Annotated in this window: 13 protein-coding genes, 3 tRNA genes and 1 pseudogene; 9 read left to right on the top strand and 8 right to left on the bottom strand. The window is 73.0% G+C overall.

Going from position 1 to position 15,859, the window contains the following annotated elements; all coding sequences use genetic code 11:
• The 5 genes and pseudogenes from GTW43_RS19515 to GTW43_RS19495 all read left to right on the top strand — a co-directional run.
• Window positions 1-172, top strand: a pseudogene (locus tag GTW43_RS19515) (DNA polymerase III subunit gamma/tau); the annotation flags it as partial.
• A 436-nt stretch (window positions 173-608) separates the two neighbouring features.
• Window positions 609-1,874 (top strand): phosphoribosylamine--glycine ligase, encoded by a 1,266-nt coding sequence (purD, locus tag GTW43_RS19510; protein ID WP_161303298.1) that lies wholly within the window; start codon window positions 609-611, stop codon window positions 1,872-1,874.
• A gap of 338 nt (window positions 1,875-2,212) precedes the next feature.
• A complete protein-coding gene (locus GTW43_RS19505; RefSeq protein ID WP_161303297.1) occupies window positions 2,213-3,961 on the top strand; it encodes a hypothetical protein in 1,749 nt (582 codons plus the stop codon).
• A gap of 295 nt (window positions 3,962-4,256) precedes the next feature.
• A complete protein-coding gene (locus GTW43_RS19500) occupies window positions 4,257-5,708 on the top strand; it encodes a N,N-dimethylformamidase beta subunit family domain-containing protein (protein WP_161303302.1) in 1,452 nt (483 codons plus the stop codon).
• 91 nt (window positions 5,709-5,799) lie between these two features.
• Window positions 5,800-6,705 carry a phosphoribosylaminoimidazolesuccinocarboxamide synthase gene (locus GTW43_RS19495; RefSeq protein ID WP_161303296.1) on the top strand — a complete coding sequence of 302 codons (906 nt, stop codon included), beginning with the start codon at window positions 5,800-5,802 and terminating at the stop codon, window positions 6,703-6,705.
• 60 nt (window positions 6,706-6,765) lie between these two features.
• Here GTW43_RS19495 and GTW43_RS19490 read toward each other — a convergent pair.
• The 8 genes from GTW43_RS19490 to GTW43_RS19455 all read right to left on the bottom strand — a co-directional run bounded on the left by GTW43_RS19490 (window position 6,766) and on the right by GTW43_RS19455 (window position 11,543).
• Window positions 6,766-6,841 (bottom strand) — tRNA-Gly (locus tag GTW43_RS19490).
• 41 nt (window positions 6,842-6,882) lie between these two features.
• The gene (locus GTW43_RS19485) at window positions 6,883-7,491 is read right to left on the bottom strand and encodes a response regulator transcription factor (protein WP_161303295.1); all 609 of its coding nucleotides are present in this window, start codon (window positions 7,489-7,491) and stop codon (window positions 6,883-6,885) included.
• Complete coding sequence (locus GTW43_RS19480; RefSeq protein WP_161303301.1) at window positions 7,488-8,888, bottom strand: histidine kinase; 1,401 nt, start codon at window positions 8,886-8,888, stop codon at window positions 7,488-7,490. The genes GTW43_RS19485 and GTW43_RS19480 overlap by 4 nt, the downstream gene beginning before the upstream one ends.
• A 26-nt stretch (window positions 8,889-8,914) precedes the next feature.
• Window positions 8,915-9,682: an ABC transporter permease gene (locus GTW43_RS19475; RefSeq protein ID WP_161303300.1), complete on the bottom strand. Its 768-nt coding sequence runs from the start codon at window positions 9,680-9,682 to the stop codon at window positions 8,915-8,917.
• Between the two features lie 11 nt (window positions 9,683-9,693).
• Complete coding sequence (locus GTW43_RS19470) at window positions 9,694-10,677, bottom strand: ABC transporter ATP-binding protein (protein WP_161303294.1); 984 nt, start codon at window positions 10,675-10,677, stop codon at window positions 9,694-9,696.
• Window positions 10,678-10,808: 131 nt separating this feature from the next.
• A tRNA-Gly gene (locus GTW43_RS19465) sits at window positions 10,809-10,884 on the bottom strand.
• A gap of 79 nt (window positions 10,885-10,963) precedes the next feature.
• Window positions 10,964-11,035: transfer RNA gene (locus GTW43_RS19460), tRNA-Gly, on the bottom strand.
• A gap of 169 nt (window positions 11,036-11,204) precedes the next feature.
• Window positions 11,205-11,543, bottom strand: a complete 339-nt coding sequence (locus GTW43_RS19455) for an Lsr2 family protein (protein ID WP_161303293.1) — start codon at window positions 11,541-11,543, stop codon at window positions 11,205-11,207.
• A gap of 309 nt (window positions 11,544-11,852) precedes the next feature.
• Here GTW43_RS19455 and purS point away from each other — a divergent pair, with 309 nt between their 5' ends.
• The 4 genes from purS (at window position 11,853) to GTW43_RS19435 (ending at window position 15,836) form a co-directional block, all read left to right on the top strand.
• Window positions 11,853-12,125 (top strand): phosphoribosylformylglycinamidine synthase subunit PurS, encoded by a 273-nt coding sequence (gene purS / locus GTW43_RS19450; RefSeq protein WP_343246059.1) that lies wholly within the window; start codon window positions 11,853-11,855, stop codon window positions 12,123-12,125.
• Window positions 12,122-12,805, top strand: coding sequence for a phosphoribosylformylglycinamidine synthase subunit PurQ (gene purQ, locus GTW43_RS19445; RefSeq protein ID WP_161303291.1), 684 nt, complete (start codon window positions 12,122-12,124; stop codon window positions 12,803-12,805). The genes purS and purQ overlap by 4 nt, the downstream gene beginning before the upstream one ends.
• On the top strand, window positions 12,802-15,063 hold the full coding sequence (purL, locus tag GTW43_RS19440; RefSeq protein ID WP_161303290.1) for a phosphoribosylformylglycinamidine synthase subunit PurL: 2,262 nt from the start codon (window positions 12,802-12,804) through the stop codon (window positions 15,061-15,063). The genes purQ and purL overlap by 4 nt, the downstream gene beginning before the upstream one ends.
• Window positions 15,064-15,176: 113 nt before the next feature.
• Window positions 15,177-15,836, top strand: coding sequence for a helix-turn-helix domain-containing protein (locus GTW43_RS19435; RefSeq protein WP_161303289.1), 660 nt, complete (start codon window positions 15,177-15,179; stop codon window positions 15,834-15,836).
• Window positions 15,837-15,859: the final 23 nt, after the last annotated feature.

The following is a 15,859-nucleotide window of genomic DNA, read 5'->3' as shown; positions in this document are numbered from 1 at the left end:
GGCTCCGGTGCAGCCCCCGGCCCCCCAGCAGCCGCCCCGTCACGTGGTCTCCCCGGAGGACGACACCCCGGAGGCGGACGACCCGGACCTGGACGAGAAGTCCCTGTCCGGCCACGACCTCATCGTCAGAGAGCTGGGCGCGACGGTCCTGGAAGAGTTCACGAACGAGTAGCCCGACCCGAGCCCGGCCCCGATCCCGAGGCCGCCCCGAGTCCGGCCCCGATCTCGAGCCGAGTCCGGCCCGACTCCGATCCCGACCGCCCCGGTCCGAGTCCGGCCTGACCCGAGTCCGCCCCGACCGAGACTGCCCCGGCCCCGAGTCCGGCCCGACCCCGATCCCGACCGCCCCGGCCCCGATCCAGCCCCGAGTCCGCCACGACCGAGACTGCCCCGGCCCCGAGTCCGCCCCGGCCGAGTCCGCCCCCGAGCCGGGTCCGCACTCCGCTGGGTACCGAGTCCGCCCCTGGCCGCCCGGCCCTCGCCCGGCCGTGGGCCCGCCGCGGCCCGGCCCTGAGACCCCGCCCTCGTGCGAACGCACAAGCCGTCCCGGCCCCGCCCCTGGGCGGCCCGTACAAGAGCAGCCGGTGCCGCGGGCTAGGCTGGCCCGCGTGAAGGTCCTCGTCATCGGCAGCGGCGCCCGCGAACACGCCCTGTGCCGCTCAATGTCCCTCGACCCCGCCGTCTCCGCCCTGCACTGTGCCCCCGGCAACGCAGGCATCGCCGGGGTCGCCGAGCTGCACGCGGTCGACGCCCTCGACGGCGGCGCGGTCACCGCTCTCGCGCAGCGCCTGGCGGCCGACCTCGTCGTCGTCGGCCCGGAGGCCCCGCTCGTCGCGGGTGTCGCCGACGCCGTGCGCGCGGCCGGCATCCCCGTCTTCGGCCCGTCCGGCGCGGCCGCGCAGCTGGAGGGCTCCAAGGCGTTCGCCAAGGACGTCATGGCCGGTGCCGGCGTCCCGACGGCCCGCTCCTACGTGTGCACGACGCCCGCCGAGGTCGACGAGGCGCTGGACGCGTTCGGTGCCCCGTACGTCGTGAAGGACGACGGCCTCGCCGCAGGCAAGGGCGTCGTCGTCACCGACGACGCCGAGGCGGCCCGGGCGCACGCGAACGCCTGCGACCGCGTCGTCATCGAGGAGTTCCTCGACGGCCCCGAGGTGTCGCTCTTCGCGATCACCGACGGCGAGACGGTCGTCCCGCTGCAGCCCGCCCAGGACTTCAAGCGCGCCCTCGACGGCGACGCGGGTCCGAACACGGGCGGCATGGGCGCCTACTCGCCGCTGCCGTGGGCCGACCCGAAGCTGGTCCAGGAGGTCCTCGACACCGTCCTCCAGCCGACCGTCGACGAGATGAAGAAGCGCGGCACGCCCTTCTCCGGTCTGCTCTACGCGGGCCTGGCGATCACCAGCCGCGGCGTGCGCGTCATCGAGTTCAACGCCCGCTTCGGCGACCCCGAGACCCAGGTCGTCCTGGCCCGCCTGCAGACCCCGCTGGCCGGTGTCCTGCTCGCGTCCGCGACCGGCACGCTGGCCGACCTCGAGCCGCTGCGCTGGAGCGACGACGCCGCCGTCACCGTGGTCATCGCCTCGCACAACTACCCGGGCACCCCGCGCACCGGCGACCCGATCACCGGGCTCGACGACGTGGCGGCCCAGGATGCACCCGACGCGTACGTCCTGCACGCCGGGACGAAGCGGGACGGGGCCGAGGCCGACGGCCCGGTGCTCAGCGCCGGCGGCCGCGTCCTGTCCGTCACGGCGACCGGCCGCGACCTCGGGCAGGCCCGCGAGCGCGCGTACACCGCCGTGGCCCGCATCGGCCTCGACGGGTCCCAGCACCGTACGGACATCGCCGCGAAGGCGGCCGCCGACAGCTGAGGCGCGCAGCCGCGGACGGACGAGAACAGGGCCGGGCGGAGAAGGTGTTCCTTCTCCGCCCGGCCCCGTCATGTCAGCCACCTTTGCCCAAAGCCATTCCATCGAGTGACCGCTGACCCATCCGGCTGACGTTGCCGCAGTGCCCAACTATGGTGCGGCGCACGGAGTTCGGGCATCCGCGAGACCGGACAGAACCAGACGGACCACCGGCATTGCGATGTCAGTGGCGGGTGCCACAGTGGGGGAGTGAGCAACGCCACCAGGGTCCTGCCGTGGGCGCGAGCCTTCGGCCGGGCGACAGGCACAGCCAGCAGGGGGTGACATCGATCGTGTCCGGTATGGGTGCGGAGGCGGGTGCGCGGACGGCGCGTTCCCGGGCGCTCGCCGTGCTGCGGGTCCGCAGCAGGGCGACGGCCGTGGCGCTGCTGCCCGCGGCCGCCTCGGTGATCCTGCTCGCGGGCGGCGCCATGGGCCGGCTGACGGGCACGGGATGGGACGCGGCCCGTGTGGTCGTGACCGTGTGCGCCGTGGCGGTGCTGCTCGTGGCCGCCGGGGTCGCGCTCGTCGTGGCGCGGGCCAGGCCCGCCGTCAGTCCGACGGTCCCGGTCGCCGAGGAGACCGCCCCCGATCTGTACCGCCTCGTGCGGGACCTGGCCGACCGGCTCGACGTGCCGGCGCCCTCGGCGATAGCCCTCACCCCGGACTGCGACAGCTGGCTGGAGGACCGCACGCACCCCGCGCACGGCCCGCCCCGTCCCGGCCGCCGGATATCCGGGGAGGACACCGGCGAGGCCCGGGCGAGCGTGGCCCCCGTCCTCGTCATCGGCTCCCCCTTCCTGTGGTGGATGCGGGTGGGAGAGCTGCGTGCCGTCCTCGCGCCGGTCGTCGCGGGCACCGGCCCGTCGGCCCACCCGGACATAGCGGCGGCCCGCCGGTTCGTGCGCGGTCTGGACGCCGCGGTGGCCGTCGCCGCCGCACCCGGCCGTGGCCCCCTCGGCCGCGCCGTCCTCGGCGGGGTCGGCCGGATCGCCCGCCTGATGCTCAGCGGCTGCCGGCTGCACGCCGGGGAGATGGAGCGCGGGGTCGCCGCGGCGGCCGCGGAGCGCGCCCAGGCCGTGGACTACGGACTGCGGATCGTCGCCCAGGAGCAGGTGGGCCTCGCCTACGCGGGCTGGGACCGGCTGCTCACGCGGGTCGCGCTGCCCGCCTGGCGGATGGGCCGCTGGCCCTCGGCCCTCGACGCGGGCGTGGTCGCCGCCCTGACCGAGCTGTCGCGCCGGGACCGCCTCGCGGCCCAGAGCGGCGCCTTCGCCTCCCGGCTCGGCGAGCGCCCCGCCTGCGATCTCCTGGAGGAGCCCGGCCTCGTCGACGAGGCGGCCTCGCTGCTCGCCGCCCGCCTGTTCCACGGGGTGCCCGCCGAGCCCGGCCCGGACTGGGCGCCGGTCGACTGGCAGGAGTACCCGGACGAGGTCGTCGACCGGAAGTGGCGCACGGACGCCGCACGGCTGCACCGGGTCCTGGACACCCTGGGCGTGCTCGGCCCCGACCCGGCCGGTGCTCCCGAGGGGCCGACGCTGGCCCGGGTCATCGAGCATCTGGCGGCCGACCCGTCCGCGGCGCCCGCCGCCGACCCGGCCCCGACGCCGGCCCCGGCACCGGAGGCCGAGGACGACGACGAGGCGCAGCGCCCCGAGGTCGAGGCCCTCGGCACGGGTCTCGGCGCCGAGCTGGCCCGGGAGGAGCAGGCCCGCCCCGCGCCGCCCGCGCCCGCGGCCGGCCAGGGCCCGGACGGCGCGCTGTGGGACGAGGGCGCGCTGCCGCTGTTCCCGCTGCAGCCGCCGCGCACCGGGCGCGAGCTGCTCACCGACCACGTGACCGCGATGGTCTGCTGCGCCGCGGTCGACGCGGCGGGCGCCGTCCCCGGCCTCGACTGGCTGGACGGCCCGGCGCTGCTGGTCGACGGGGAGCGGGCGGCCGATCTCGCGCCGCGCGTCCTGAGCCTGGTGGAGGACGGCGACCCGGTCCCGCTCCGAGGCTGGCTGGCCGGTCTCGGCATCCGTCCGGAGAAGCCCGTACGTCTCGTGTGACGGGGCGCGCGGGGTCCGCTGCCGGGGTGCGCGGGGGTCCGGCCGACCCGCGCGGCGCCCGGAGGGAAACGTTCCACTCTCGTCAATTCGCGACGAACGGTGACGGAGTGCGTGCGTAATGTGATGTGCTGGGACCGGTCGCGGACACACCATCCGCCAACCGGCCGATCTCGGGGGAGCGAGGGAGGGGCGAGCCATGGGGCGGGACAGCGCGGTCACCGGGGACGAGCCGGAGCGGCGGCATCACGACCCCGCCCCGCCGAGGCCGCGCACGCCCCGCTGGGAGTCCGGCGCGATGGCGCACGCGGTGTCCGACCCGTTCGGCCAGGGCCCGCTGCCCTGGCTGCGCGGCAGCGAGCACTACTTCGACGACACGGGCCAGGTCGTCCCCTGGTACGTGGACCACGCCCCGCAGCCGGGCGCCACCAGCAGCGCCCCGATCCCCGTCCCGCGCACGGGCGGCCCGCGCACGGCCGACGACGTGCACCGCCAGATCAAGGGCTTCACCTCCACCGGAGCGGCCGCGCCCGGCGAGGCGATCGACTTCCACATCACGGTCGACCCGCCCCAGCAGTTCACCGTGGACGTCTACCGCATCGGGCACTACGGCGGCGACGGCGCCGCCAAGATCACCACGAGCCCGCGGCTGTCGGGGATCGTGCAGCCGGCGCCGCTGATCGTCGACCGCACGGTCTCCTGCCACCACTGGTGGCTGTCCTGGCGCCTGCAGATCCCGTCGTACTGGAACGTGGGGGCGTACGTCGCCGTCCTGACCACCGTCGACGGCTACCGCTCGCACATCCCCTTCACCGTCCGCGACAGCGAGCCCGCCGACCTGCTGCTCCTCCTGCCGGACATCACCTGGCAGGCGTACAACCTCTACCCGGAGGACGGCCGCAGCGGCGCGAGCCTCTACCACGCGTGGGACGAGGAGGGCCGGCTCCTCGGCGAGAGCGAGGCCGCCCACACGGTGTCCTTCGACCGCCCGTACGCGGGCGCGGGACTGCCCCTGCACGTCGGGCACGCCTACGACTTCATCCGCTGGGCCGAGCGCTACGGCTACGACCTGGCGTACGCCGACACCCGCGACCTGCACGCCGGCCGCGTCGACCCCACCCGCTACCGCGGCCTGGTCTTCCCCGGCCACGACGAGTACTGGTCGGCGAGCATGCGGCGGACCACCGAGCGGGCCCGCGAGCACGGCACGTCCCTCGTCTTCCTCTCGGCGAACACGATGTACTGGCAGGTCGAGCTGGGCCCGTCCGCGTCCGGCGTGCCCGACGGGCTGCTGACCTGCCGCAAGCGCAGAGGCCCCGGCAAGCCGACGCTGTGGCGCGAGATCGACCGGCCCGAGCAGCAGCTCCTCGGCATCCAGTACGCGGGCCGCGTCCCCGAGCCGCACCCGCTCGTCGTGCGGAACGCGGACCACTGGCTGTGGGAGGCCACCGGCGCCCACGAGGGCGACGAGGTCGACGGCCTGGTGGCCGGCGAGGCCGACCGCTACTTCCCGCGCACCGCCCTGCCCGAGCACCAGGACCGCATCCTGCTGGCCCACTCCCCCTACCGGGACGGCGACCGCGCCCGCCGCCACCAGGAGACGTCGCTGTACCGCGCGCCGTCGGGCGCGCTGGTCTTCGCCTCCGGGACGTTCGCCTGGTCCCCGGCCCTGGACCGGCCCGGGCACATCGACCCGAGGATCCAGCGCGCGACGGCGAACCTGCTGGACCGTATCTGCAAACGAGACTGAGCCCACGGCCGGCCGCACGGCCCCGTGGCCGGATCCGGTCCCCCGGTACGGGAGAATCGGAACCACTCGTACAGAACAACGGGGAGGAACCGTGTCCGGATTCGTCGAAAAGCCCGAGCCCGTGGAGGTGCCGGGTCTGGTGCATCTCCACACCGGCAAGGTGCGGGACCTGTACCGCAACGACGCGGGTGACCTGGTCATGGTCGCCACCGACCGCATGTCGGCCTACGACTGGGTGCTGCCGACCCCGATCCCGGACAAGGGCAAGGTCCTCACGCAGCTCTCGCTGTGGTGGTTCGACCGGCTGAAGGACCTGATCCCGCACCACGTCATCTCGCAGGAGCTGCCGGCCGGCGCCCCCGCCGACTGGGCCGGCCGCACCCTGGTCTGCCGCAGCCTCGACATGGTCCCCGTCGAGGCGGTCGCCCGCGGCTACCTCACCGGCTCCGGCCTGGCCGAGTACCGGCAGTCCCGCACCGTCTGCGGCATCGCGCTGCCCGAGGGCCTCGAGGACGGCTCCGAGCTCCCCGAGCCGATCTTCACGCCCGCGACGAAGGCCGAGGTCGGCGAGCACGACGAGAACGTGTCGTACGAGGAGGTGGTCCGCCAGGTCGGCGCGGACACCGCCGAGCGGCTGCGCCGCGCGACGCTCGACGTGTACGGCCGGGCCCGGGACATCGCGCGCGAGCGCGGCATCATCCTCGCCGACACCAAGTTCGAGTTCGGCTTCGGCCAGGACGGCACGCTCGTCCTCGCCGACGAGGTCCTCACCCCGGACTCCTCGCGCTTCTGGCCGGCCGACCAGTGGCAGCCGGGCCGCGCGCAGCCCAGCTACGACAAGCAGTTCGTGCGGGACTGGCTGACGTCGCCGGCCTCCGGCTGGGACCGCACGGGCGAGCAGCCGCCGCCGGCCCTGCCGGACGAGGTCGTCGCCGCGACCCGCGCCAAGTACATCGAGGCGTACGAGCTCCTGACCGGCACGGCCTGGACCCTGTAGGTCGGCGAAAGGCCCGTGGGAACGGCGAAAGGCCCCGGTCGGTGACCGGGGCCTTTCGTGTGGAGCGAACGACGAGGTTCGAACTCGCGACCTCAACCTTGGCAAGGTTGCGCTCTACCAACTGAGCTACGTTCGCAGGCTGCTCCGCAGGCCCTGCGGCCCGAAGTGCGACGCCTACTATACCCAACCTCGCTCGCGCGCGATCCGCACCGCCGCGTGCCGGTTCTCGGCGCCGAGCTTGGAGACCGCCGACGAGAGGTAGTTGCGCACGGTCCCCTGGGACAGCGCGGCCCGCTCGGCGATCTCGGTGACGGGCGCCCCGTCCGCCGCGAGCTCGAGCACCTCCGCCTCCCGCGCGGTCAGCGGCGAGTCCCCGGCGGAGATCGCGTCGGCCGCCAACTCCGGGTCCACGTAACGGTTCCCGGCATGCACGGTACGGATGATCTCCGCCAGCCGCTGCGCGCTCACCGTCTTCGGCACGAACCCGCGCACGCCCGCGGCGAGGGCCCGCTTCAGATGCCCGGGGCGCCCGTGGCTGGTGACGATCATCGTCCGGCACCCGGGCAGCTCCGCGCGCAGCGCTGTGGCCACCCTCACACCGTCGAGGCCCGGCATCTGCAGGTCGAGCACGGCGACGTCCGGCGCGTGGGCGCGGGCCATGGCCAGCGCCTCGGGCCCGCTCGCGGCCTCGGCGACCACGGTCAGGTCCTCCTCCAGGGCGAGCAGCGCGGCGAGCGCGCCGCGGATCAGATGCTCGTCGTCGGCGAGCAGCACCCGCACACTCATCGCCCGCCGTCCCTCCGTCGCGCGGCACCGGTCCGCTCGGCCTGCCCGGTCCGCTCGGCCTGCCCGGACCGGGCGGACGGCGCGGCGCCCACCGCTCCGTCCGCCCGGTCCTGACCTGCGTCCGCCCGGTCCTGACCCGTGTCCGCCGTGTCCGTCGGGTCGCCGTCGTCCTCGCCGGTGCCCGGCCCGTCCGTCCGGTCCCGTCCGACCGGAACGCTCGCCACCACCCGGAACACTCCTTCGTCCACCACACCCGCCTCCAGCGTCCCCGCCACCTTGGCGAGCCGCTCCCGCAGTCCCGCGAGTCCTGTCCCCGCCCGTCCGCCGCCGGCCGCGGCGACCCCGTCGTTCTCCACCGTGAGGACCACGTCCTCGGGGCCGGCCGCGAGTGTCACCCGGCAGGCCTTCGCGTCGCCGTGCCGCAGCACGTTGGTCGTCGCCTCGCGTACGACCCAGCCGAGCGCCGACTGCACGTCGGACGGCAGCCCGGGGGCCGTGCCGGTGACCGTGCACGTGATCCCGGCGGCGCCCAGCACGCCCTGGGCGCCCGCCAGTTCCGCACCGAGGTCGGCCGCCCGGTAGCCGCGGACGACCTCGCGGACCTCCTTCTGCGACTCCTGCGCGATGCGCTGCACCTCGGTCATCTGGGCGACGGCGTCCTCGGTCCGGCCGCGCCGGGCCAGCTGCACCGCGAGTTCGCTCTTGAGGGCGACGACGGACAGGTTGCGGCCCATCACGTCGTGCAGGTCGCGGCCGAACCGCAGCCGCTCCTCGGCGACCGCGAGCCGCGCCTCGACCTCGCGGGCGTGCTCGGACTCCCACATGACCAGGAGGTTCCAGGCGCTGCACCGGAAGCAGAGCAGCGACAGGGCCGCGGCGACGGCGAGCATCAGCGCGACGCCCGCGAACCAGCCGCCCGACGGGCGGACGATCACGGCGGCCGCCGCGATCACCACCACTGCGCACACGGCACCCCGCCGCAGGAATGTGCGGGGCGGCACCTGGAGCGCGTACGGACCGCTGAACGGCATCGGCGCGAACGTCAGCGGCATGGCGATCAGCCCGTGCTTGATGCTGCCGGTGGCGGCCAGCGCGGCGATCAGGCCGAGCGCGACGACGACGAGCGAGCCGGCCGTGGCGGTCAGCGCCCGGGGCACCCGGACCCGGCCGAGGTACTGGTCGAGGGCGAGGTTGGTGTGCCGGTCGGCGAGCAGGCACTGGGCCACGTTGACGACCATCAGGCCGATGCTGAGCACGTAGGAGGTGCGGTCGTGCCGGACGCTGCCGATGAGGCCGAGCCCCGACCAGGTCAGGAAGAACACCCAGGTGATGACGCGCAGGGTGAACCTGCTCTGCCACTCGACCCGCTCGACCTTGCTCCGGTCCCGCCAGCGCATCCGGCTCACCGCATCCCCTCCGTCCGTCAGTGCCGCGGTTCCCAGCGGAACCACCGTCGTACAGCAAACACCGCGAGCACCAGCCAGGCCACCGCCGTCAGGAGCGCCTGGAGCGTGTCGGCCCCGGACAGTCCGCCGTTCCAGCCGCCGCGGAGCAGCGTGAGCACCGGGGTGAGCGGCAGCAGCTCGCACACCGACGCCAGCTTGTCCGGCAGCAGTTCGAGCGGGACGAACGAGCCCGAGCCGAACATCGTGAGGAGCATCAGCGGCATCGCGGCCACCTGCGCGCTCTCGACGCTGCGGCTCATCACCGTGGTCAGTGCGGCGAGCGCCGCACACAGCGGCAGTCCGAGCAGCAGGCCCACGATCACGAGCTGCGGCGCGTCGGGCGCCCCCGCGTCGAGGGCCAGGACGCAGGCCGCGGCCAGGACGAGGCACTGCAGCAGTCCGATCGCGGCCGACGGCAGGGCGGCGCCGGCGAGGATCTCGGCGTCGCGCAGCTCTCCGGTGCGCAGCCGCTTGAGGACGAGCTCCTCGCGGCGCGCGGCGTAGACGCTGACGAGCGCCGAGTAGACCGCGAAGAGCAGGGAGAAGCCCATCGCCGAGGACACGACGACGGTCCCGACGTCGAGTCCGGTGCCCTCCAGCCGGTCCTCGGTGAGCGAGGCGCGCAGGCTCAGCGGCAGGACGAGCGGCACGAACAGGGCGGTGAACAGGACGCCCTTGCTCCGCCCGAGCAGGGTGAGTTCGGCCCGGCCGAGGGCGCGCAGCCGGCCCGCCGGGGTGGTCGTCATCGTCGCGGTGCTCACAGCGCCATCTCCTTCTCCCGTACGCCGCCCCGGGGAGCGGCCTCCTGCTTCGCGTCCCGCGCGATCCGCAGGAACGCCTCCTCGAGCGAGGCGCCCCGCACGTCGAGCCGGCGCAGCTCCACGCCCGCGTCCCGGGCCCAGACGAGCAGTCCGGTCGCGGCCCGCTGGAGTTCGGCGGTGCGCAGCCGCACGGTGGCGCCGACGACCTCGTGCCCGCTCACGCCGAGCCGGTCGAGCGGCGGCAGATCGCCCACGAAGTACCCCTGGGGCAGCTCGAAGGAGATGTGCGAGGGCTGGGCGGCGACGACCTCGTCGACGGTGCCGGCGGCGGCGATCCGTCCCTCGTGGAGGATGGCGAGCCGGTCGGCGAGCTCCTCGGCCTCCTCCAGGTAGTGCGTGGTCAGCAGCACGGTGGTGCCTTCGGCGCGCAGGGCGCGGACCAGGTTCCAGGTCTCCTGGCGGCCCTCGGCGTCGAGTCCGGTGGTCGGTTCGTCGAGGAAGAGCACCTCGGGGCGGCCGATGAGGGCGAGTGCGAGGTCGAGCCGCCGCTTCTCGCCGCCGGACAGCTGCTTGACGCGGACCGGGGCGCGGCCGGTGAGCCCGACCATCTCCAGGGCCTCGTCGACCGGGCGGGCGCCGCTGGTGCAGCCGGCCCACATCCGGGTGGTCTCGAGGACGCTCAGTTCGTTGGGGAACCCGCCCTCCTGGAGCATCACGCCGATCCGCGGCCGCACCAGGTCGCGTTCGGTGCGCGGGTCGTGCCCGAGCACCCGGACCTGCCCGCCTGCGGGCGCCGCGAGCCCTTCGAGCAGTTCCACGGTGGAGGTCTTTCCCGCGCCGTTGGTACCGAGTAGGGCGAAGAGTTCGCCGCGGCCCACGGAGAAGCTGACTCCGCGCACGGCCTCGAAAGTGCCGCGCTTGCCGTCCCCGTACACGCGGCGCAGATCAGTGACGTCGATCACGCGCTCGTTGCTGGTCATGTCTTCAGCTTCGGGGCGGTGCGGGCGGTTCGGCAGTGCGCGCTGTCATCGACCCGTATGACAAATGTCAGGACGCGGTCCCCGGGAACGCCGGAAGCCCCGGATCCTTGTGGACCCGGGGCTTCCGGAAATGGAGCGAACGACGAGGTTCGAACTCGCGACCTCAACCTTGGCAAGGTTGCGCTCTACCAACTGAGCTACGTTCGCATTGCCTCCGACCGGCTCTCACCGATCGGCGCGAGCACCAGCCTACCGCACCCCGAGAGGTGGTCGGTACGCGATGCGGAGCGGGTGACAGGAATTGCACACTGCGCCTTCCCCCTGGAAGGGGGATGTTCTACTACTGAACTACACCCGCATGTACTCCGTGAGGTGCGGCTTTTCGGCCTTGCCCCTCGGCGTGCTCCAGACTCTAGCCGACTCGCGGGGGTGCAGCGCAAGTCGGTTGTCCCGGGGGGCTCCTGACGGAGGGGTGCGGGCGGGTGCGCGGGGCTGCGGCGCGGGGTGCGGTCGCCGGGCCCGCCCGCTCAGTTGGCCTCGGCGAAGGCCTCGTAGACCCGCTTCGGGATCCGCCCGCGCGGGGGCACGTCGAGCCGGTGCGAGCGGGCCCAGGCGCGCACGGCGGCCGGGTCGGGGCTCAGCGCCGTGTGCTTGTACGAGGTCAGGGCCCTGGGAGGCCTGCCTCCGGCGCCGGCCTGCTTGCGCCCGGCCTGGAGGTACGGGGCGAGGACCTTGCGGAGCTTTTTCGCATTGGCTTGGTTCAGGTCGATCTCGTACGACTTGCCGTCGAGACCGAAGACCACCGTTTCCGCCGCTTCTCCGCCGTCGATGTCGTCAAAGAGAGTGACCACGACACGCTGCGCCACGAATATCGGTCCCTTCGTCCGGCATCCCGCTTTGACGTGCGGTGATGTCGACTGTCCAGCCGTTGGTATTTCCTTTTTACCCTGCATGGCATTGCACTGGGAAGCCCAATTGAAAACCTCCGCGTGTCTTGCCGGGGGTCCACCGTCCCGCTTATCCGCGCGCCCCGCTCGGGTTTTCCCGCAATTTTCCGTGCAGATCTCATGTCGTTGCCGGGACGTGACGCGGCTCTCGTAGCTTCCTACTGTCTACGCGAGTAGAAGATTTGGGCGGGTACGCTGAACGGACCTGCTCAGCACCACACACCGGGAGTGCCAGTGGCACGCGTCGTAGTCGACGTCATGCTCAAGCCGGAGATCCTCGACCCCCAGGGCCAGGCGGTGCAGCGTGCGCTGCCGCGCCTCGGTTTCGACGGCATCTCCGACGTACGTCAGGGAAAGCGTTTCGAGCTCGAAGTGGACGGGCCGGTGGATGACGCCGCCCTCGCCCGTATCCACGAGCTGGCGGAAACCTTCCTCGCCAACACCGTGATCGAGAACTTCACCGTCAAGATCGAAGAGCCCGCGGTGGGGGCCGAAAAGTGACCGCTCGTATTGGCGTCGTCACCTTTCCGGGTTCCCTCGACGACAGGGACACCCAGCGCGCGATCCGTCTGGCCGGCGCCGAGCCGGTGGCCCTGTGGCACAAGGACAAGGATCTGAAGCAGGTCGACGCGGTCGTCCTGCCCGGCGGTTTCTCCTACGGCGACTACCTGCGCGCGGGCGCCATCTCGCGCTTCTCGCCCGTCATGGAGACGCTGATCGACCAGGCGAGGGCGGGCCTGCCGGTCCTCGGCATCTGCAACGGGTTCCAGGTCCTCACCGAGGCCCACCTGCTCCCCGGCGCGATGCTCGGCAACGACCACCTGCACTTCATCTGCCGCGACCAGAAGCTGCGGGTGGAGAACGCGGGCACCGCCTGGACGTCCGACTACGAGGCGGGCCAGGAGATCCACATCCCGCTGAAGAACATGGACGGCCGGTACGTCGCCGACGAGCGCACGCTCGACGAGCTGGAGGCGGAGGGCCGCGTCGTCTTCCGGTACCTGGACACCAATCCGAACGGCTCGCTCCGTGACATCGCCGGCATCACGAACGCGGCGGGCAACGTCGTCGGTCTGATGCCGCACCCGGAGCACGCCGTCGAGCCCCTCATCGGGTCCGGCCGCACCGACGGCCTCCCCTTCTTCACCTCGATCCTCAAGAAGCTGGTCGCCGCCTCATGAGCCTCGACACCGTAGAGAACGCGAGCAAGACCCCCGACGTCGAGCTCCCCTGGGCCGAACTCGGCCTGAAGAAGGACGAGTACGAGCGGGTCGTGGAGATCCTCGGCCGCCGCCCGACCGGCGCCGAGCTCGCCATGTACTCGGTCATGTGGTCCGAGCACTGCTCGTACAAGTCGTCCAAGGTGCACCTGCGCCAGTTCGGCGAGAAGGCCCCGCAGTCCGACGCCATGCTCGTCGGCATCGGGGAGAACGCGGGCGTCGTGGACGTCGGCCAGGGCTACGCCGTCACCTTCAAGGTGGAGTCGCACAACCACCCGTCCTACGTGGAGCCCTACCAGGGCGCGGCCACGGGCGTGGGCGGCATCGTGCGCGACATCATCGCGATGGGCGCGCGCCCGGTCGCGGTCGTGGACCCGCTGCGCTTCGGCGCCGCCGACCACCCCGACACCAAGCGGGTCCTTCCCGGCGTCGTGGCCGGCATCGGCGGCTACGGCAACTGCCTGGGCCTGCCCAACATCGGCGGCGAGGTCGTCTTCGACGCCTGTTACCAGGGCAACCCGCTGGTCAACGCCGGTGCCATCGGCGTGATGCGGCACGAGGACATCCACCTCGCCAAGGCGTCCGGCGCGGGCAACAAGGTCATCATGTACGGCGCCCGCACGGGCGGCGACGGCATCGGCGGCGCCTCGATCCTGGCCTCCGAGACCTTCGACGACGCCAAGCCGTCCAAGCGCCCCGCCGTGCAGGTCGGAGACCCCTTCCAGGAGAAGCTCCTCATCGAGTGCACCCTGGAGGCCTTCGCCGAGAAGCTCGTCGTCGGCATCCAGGACCTCGGCGCGGCCGGGATCTCCTGCGCGACCTCCGAGCTGGCGTCGAACGGCTCGGGCGGTATGCGCGTCGAGCTGGACGACGTACCGCTGCGCGACTCCACGCTCTCTCCCGAGGAGATCCTCATGAGCGAGTCGCAGGAGCGCATGTGCGCCGTGGTGGAGCCGTCGAAGGTCGACCGCTTCCTCGAGATCTGCGAGAAGTGGGACGTCATCGCCACCGTCATCGGTGAGGTCACCGACGGCGACCGGCTGGAGATCTTCTGGCACGGCGAGAAGATCGTCGACGTCGACCCGCGCACCGTCGCCCACGACGGCCCGGTCTACGAGCGCCCGTACGCCCGCCCCGAGTGGCAGGACGCGCTCCAGGCGGACGACGCGAACAAGCTGGCCCGCCCGGCCTCCGGCGACGAGTTGAAGCAGCAGGTCCTCGCGCTCGTCTCCTCGCCGAACCAGGCGTCCAAGAAGTGGATCACCTCGCAGTACGACCACTTCGTGCAGGGCAACACGGTGCTGGCGCAGCCCGAGGACTCGGGCATGATCCGCATCGACGAGGAGTCCGGCCTCGGCGTCGCCATCGCGACGGACGGCAACGGCCGCTTCGCGAAGCTCGACCCGTACACGGGCGCGCAGCTCGCGCTGGCGGAGGCGTACCGCAACGTCGCCACGACCGGCGCCAAGCCCCTCGCGGTGTCCGACTGCCTGAACTTCGGTTCGCCCGAGGACCCGGCCGTCATGTGGCAGTTCGCCGAGGCCGTGCGCGGTCTCGCCGACGGCTGTCTCCAGCTGGGCACCCCGGTGACCGGTGGCAACGTGTCGCTGTACAACCAGACCGGTGAGGCGGCCATCCACCCGACCCCGGTCGTGGCCGTGCTCGGCGTCATCGACGATGTCGCCCGGCGCACCCCGGTCGCCTTCCAGGAAGAGGGCCAGCTCCTCTACCTGCTCGGTGACACGCGCGAGGAGTTCGGCGGTTCGGCCTGGTCGCAGGTGGTCCACGAGCACCTCGGCGGACTGCCGCCGAAGGTGGACCTGGAGCGCGAGCGGCTGCTGGGCGAGATCCTGATCTCCGCGTCGCGCGACGGCATGATCGACTCCGCGCACGACCTGTCCGACGGCGGCCTGGTCCAGGCCGTGGTCGAGTCGGCGCTGCTCGGCGGCAAGGGCGCGCGTCTGGTCGTCCCGGACGGGCTCGACGCGTTCACGCTCCTGTTCTCCGAGTCGGCCGGTCGTGCGGTCGTCGCGGTGCCGCGCAGCGAGGAGCTGCGGTTCAACGACATGTGCGGTGCGCGGGGTCTGCCCGTCACCCGCATCGGTGTCGTGGACGGTTCCGGCGAGGGCGCGGTGGTCGACGTACAGGGTGAGTTCGCCCTGTCGCTGGCCGAGCTGCGGGACGCGCACGAGAACACGATCCCGGAGCTGCTGGCCTGAGCCGACCGGCTTCCGCCGGGCTCCCGAAGCCCCCGCCCGATCCGGGCGGGGGCTTTGTCGTGTCCCCCGAACGAGGGGTTGTCGGGTTCTACGTAATTACGTAATCTCGATGTATGGCGAGTCGGGAACAGCATCGGGACGGGCCTCGGGAGCGTGACCGGGCTCTGGAGCAGCGCGTCAGCGAGCTGGAGCGGCGTCTCGACGCGCTGGAGGGCGGTTCCGCGGGGCCCGCGAGCGTGCCGGCCGGCACGTTCTGGGCGCTGGAGGGACTGAAGGAGCAGCTCGCCGAGGTGGCGGGCGGCGGCGTGCTGTTCACCGGAGCGGTGCGGCTGCCGGCGACCGGCGCGCGCACCGGGCCGGACGGCGGGCTCGACGGGTCCGAGAGGTCTGACGGGGCCGAGGGGTCTGAGGAGCCTCACGGAAGAGAGGGAGGAAGGGAGAGAGGAAGGGAGAGAGGCCGGGAGTACGAGTGGCAGTACGGCGCGGTGACCGACGAGCTGCTGGCCTCCGACTGGACCGAGGTGGCCGACACCTTCGCCGCGCTCGGGCACGGCCTGCGGCTGCGCCTGCTGAGAGAGGTCCTCTCCGGCCACACCTCGGCGACCGAGCTCGCCGCACTCGACGAGGTGGGGACGAGCGGCCAGATCTACCACCACCTGCGCCAGCTGACCGCGGCCGGCTGGCTCCGGTCGGCGGGCCGCGGACGCTACGAGGTGCCTGCGGCGCGCGTCGTGCCGCTCCTTGTGGCGCTGACGGCGGCCCGACCGGCCTGACACCGACGACACGCATCACGACT

Origin of the sequence: Streptomyces sp. SID5785 (assembly GCF_009870065.1) — a bacterium.
Taxonomy (GTDB): Bacteria; Actinomycetota; Actinomycetes; order Streptomycetales; family Streptomycetaceae; genus Streptomyces.
The sequence above is the reverse complement of the archived record's forward strand: the minus strand, read 5'-3'. Positions and strand labels throughout refer to the sequence as shown.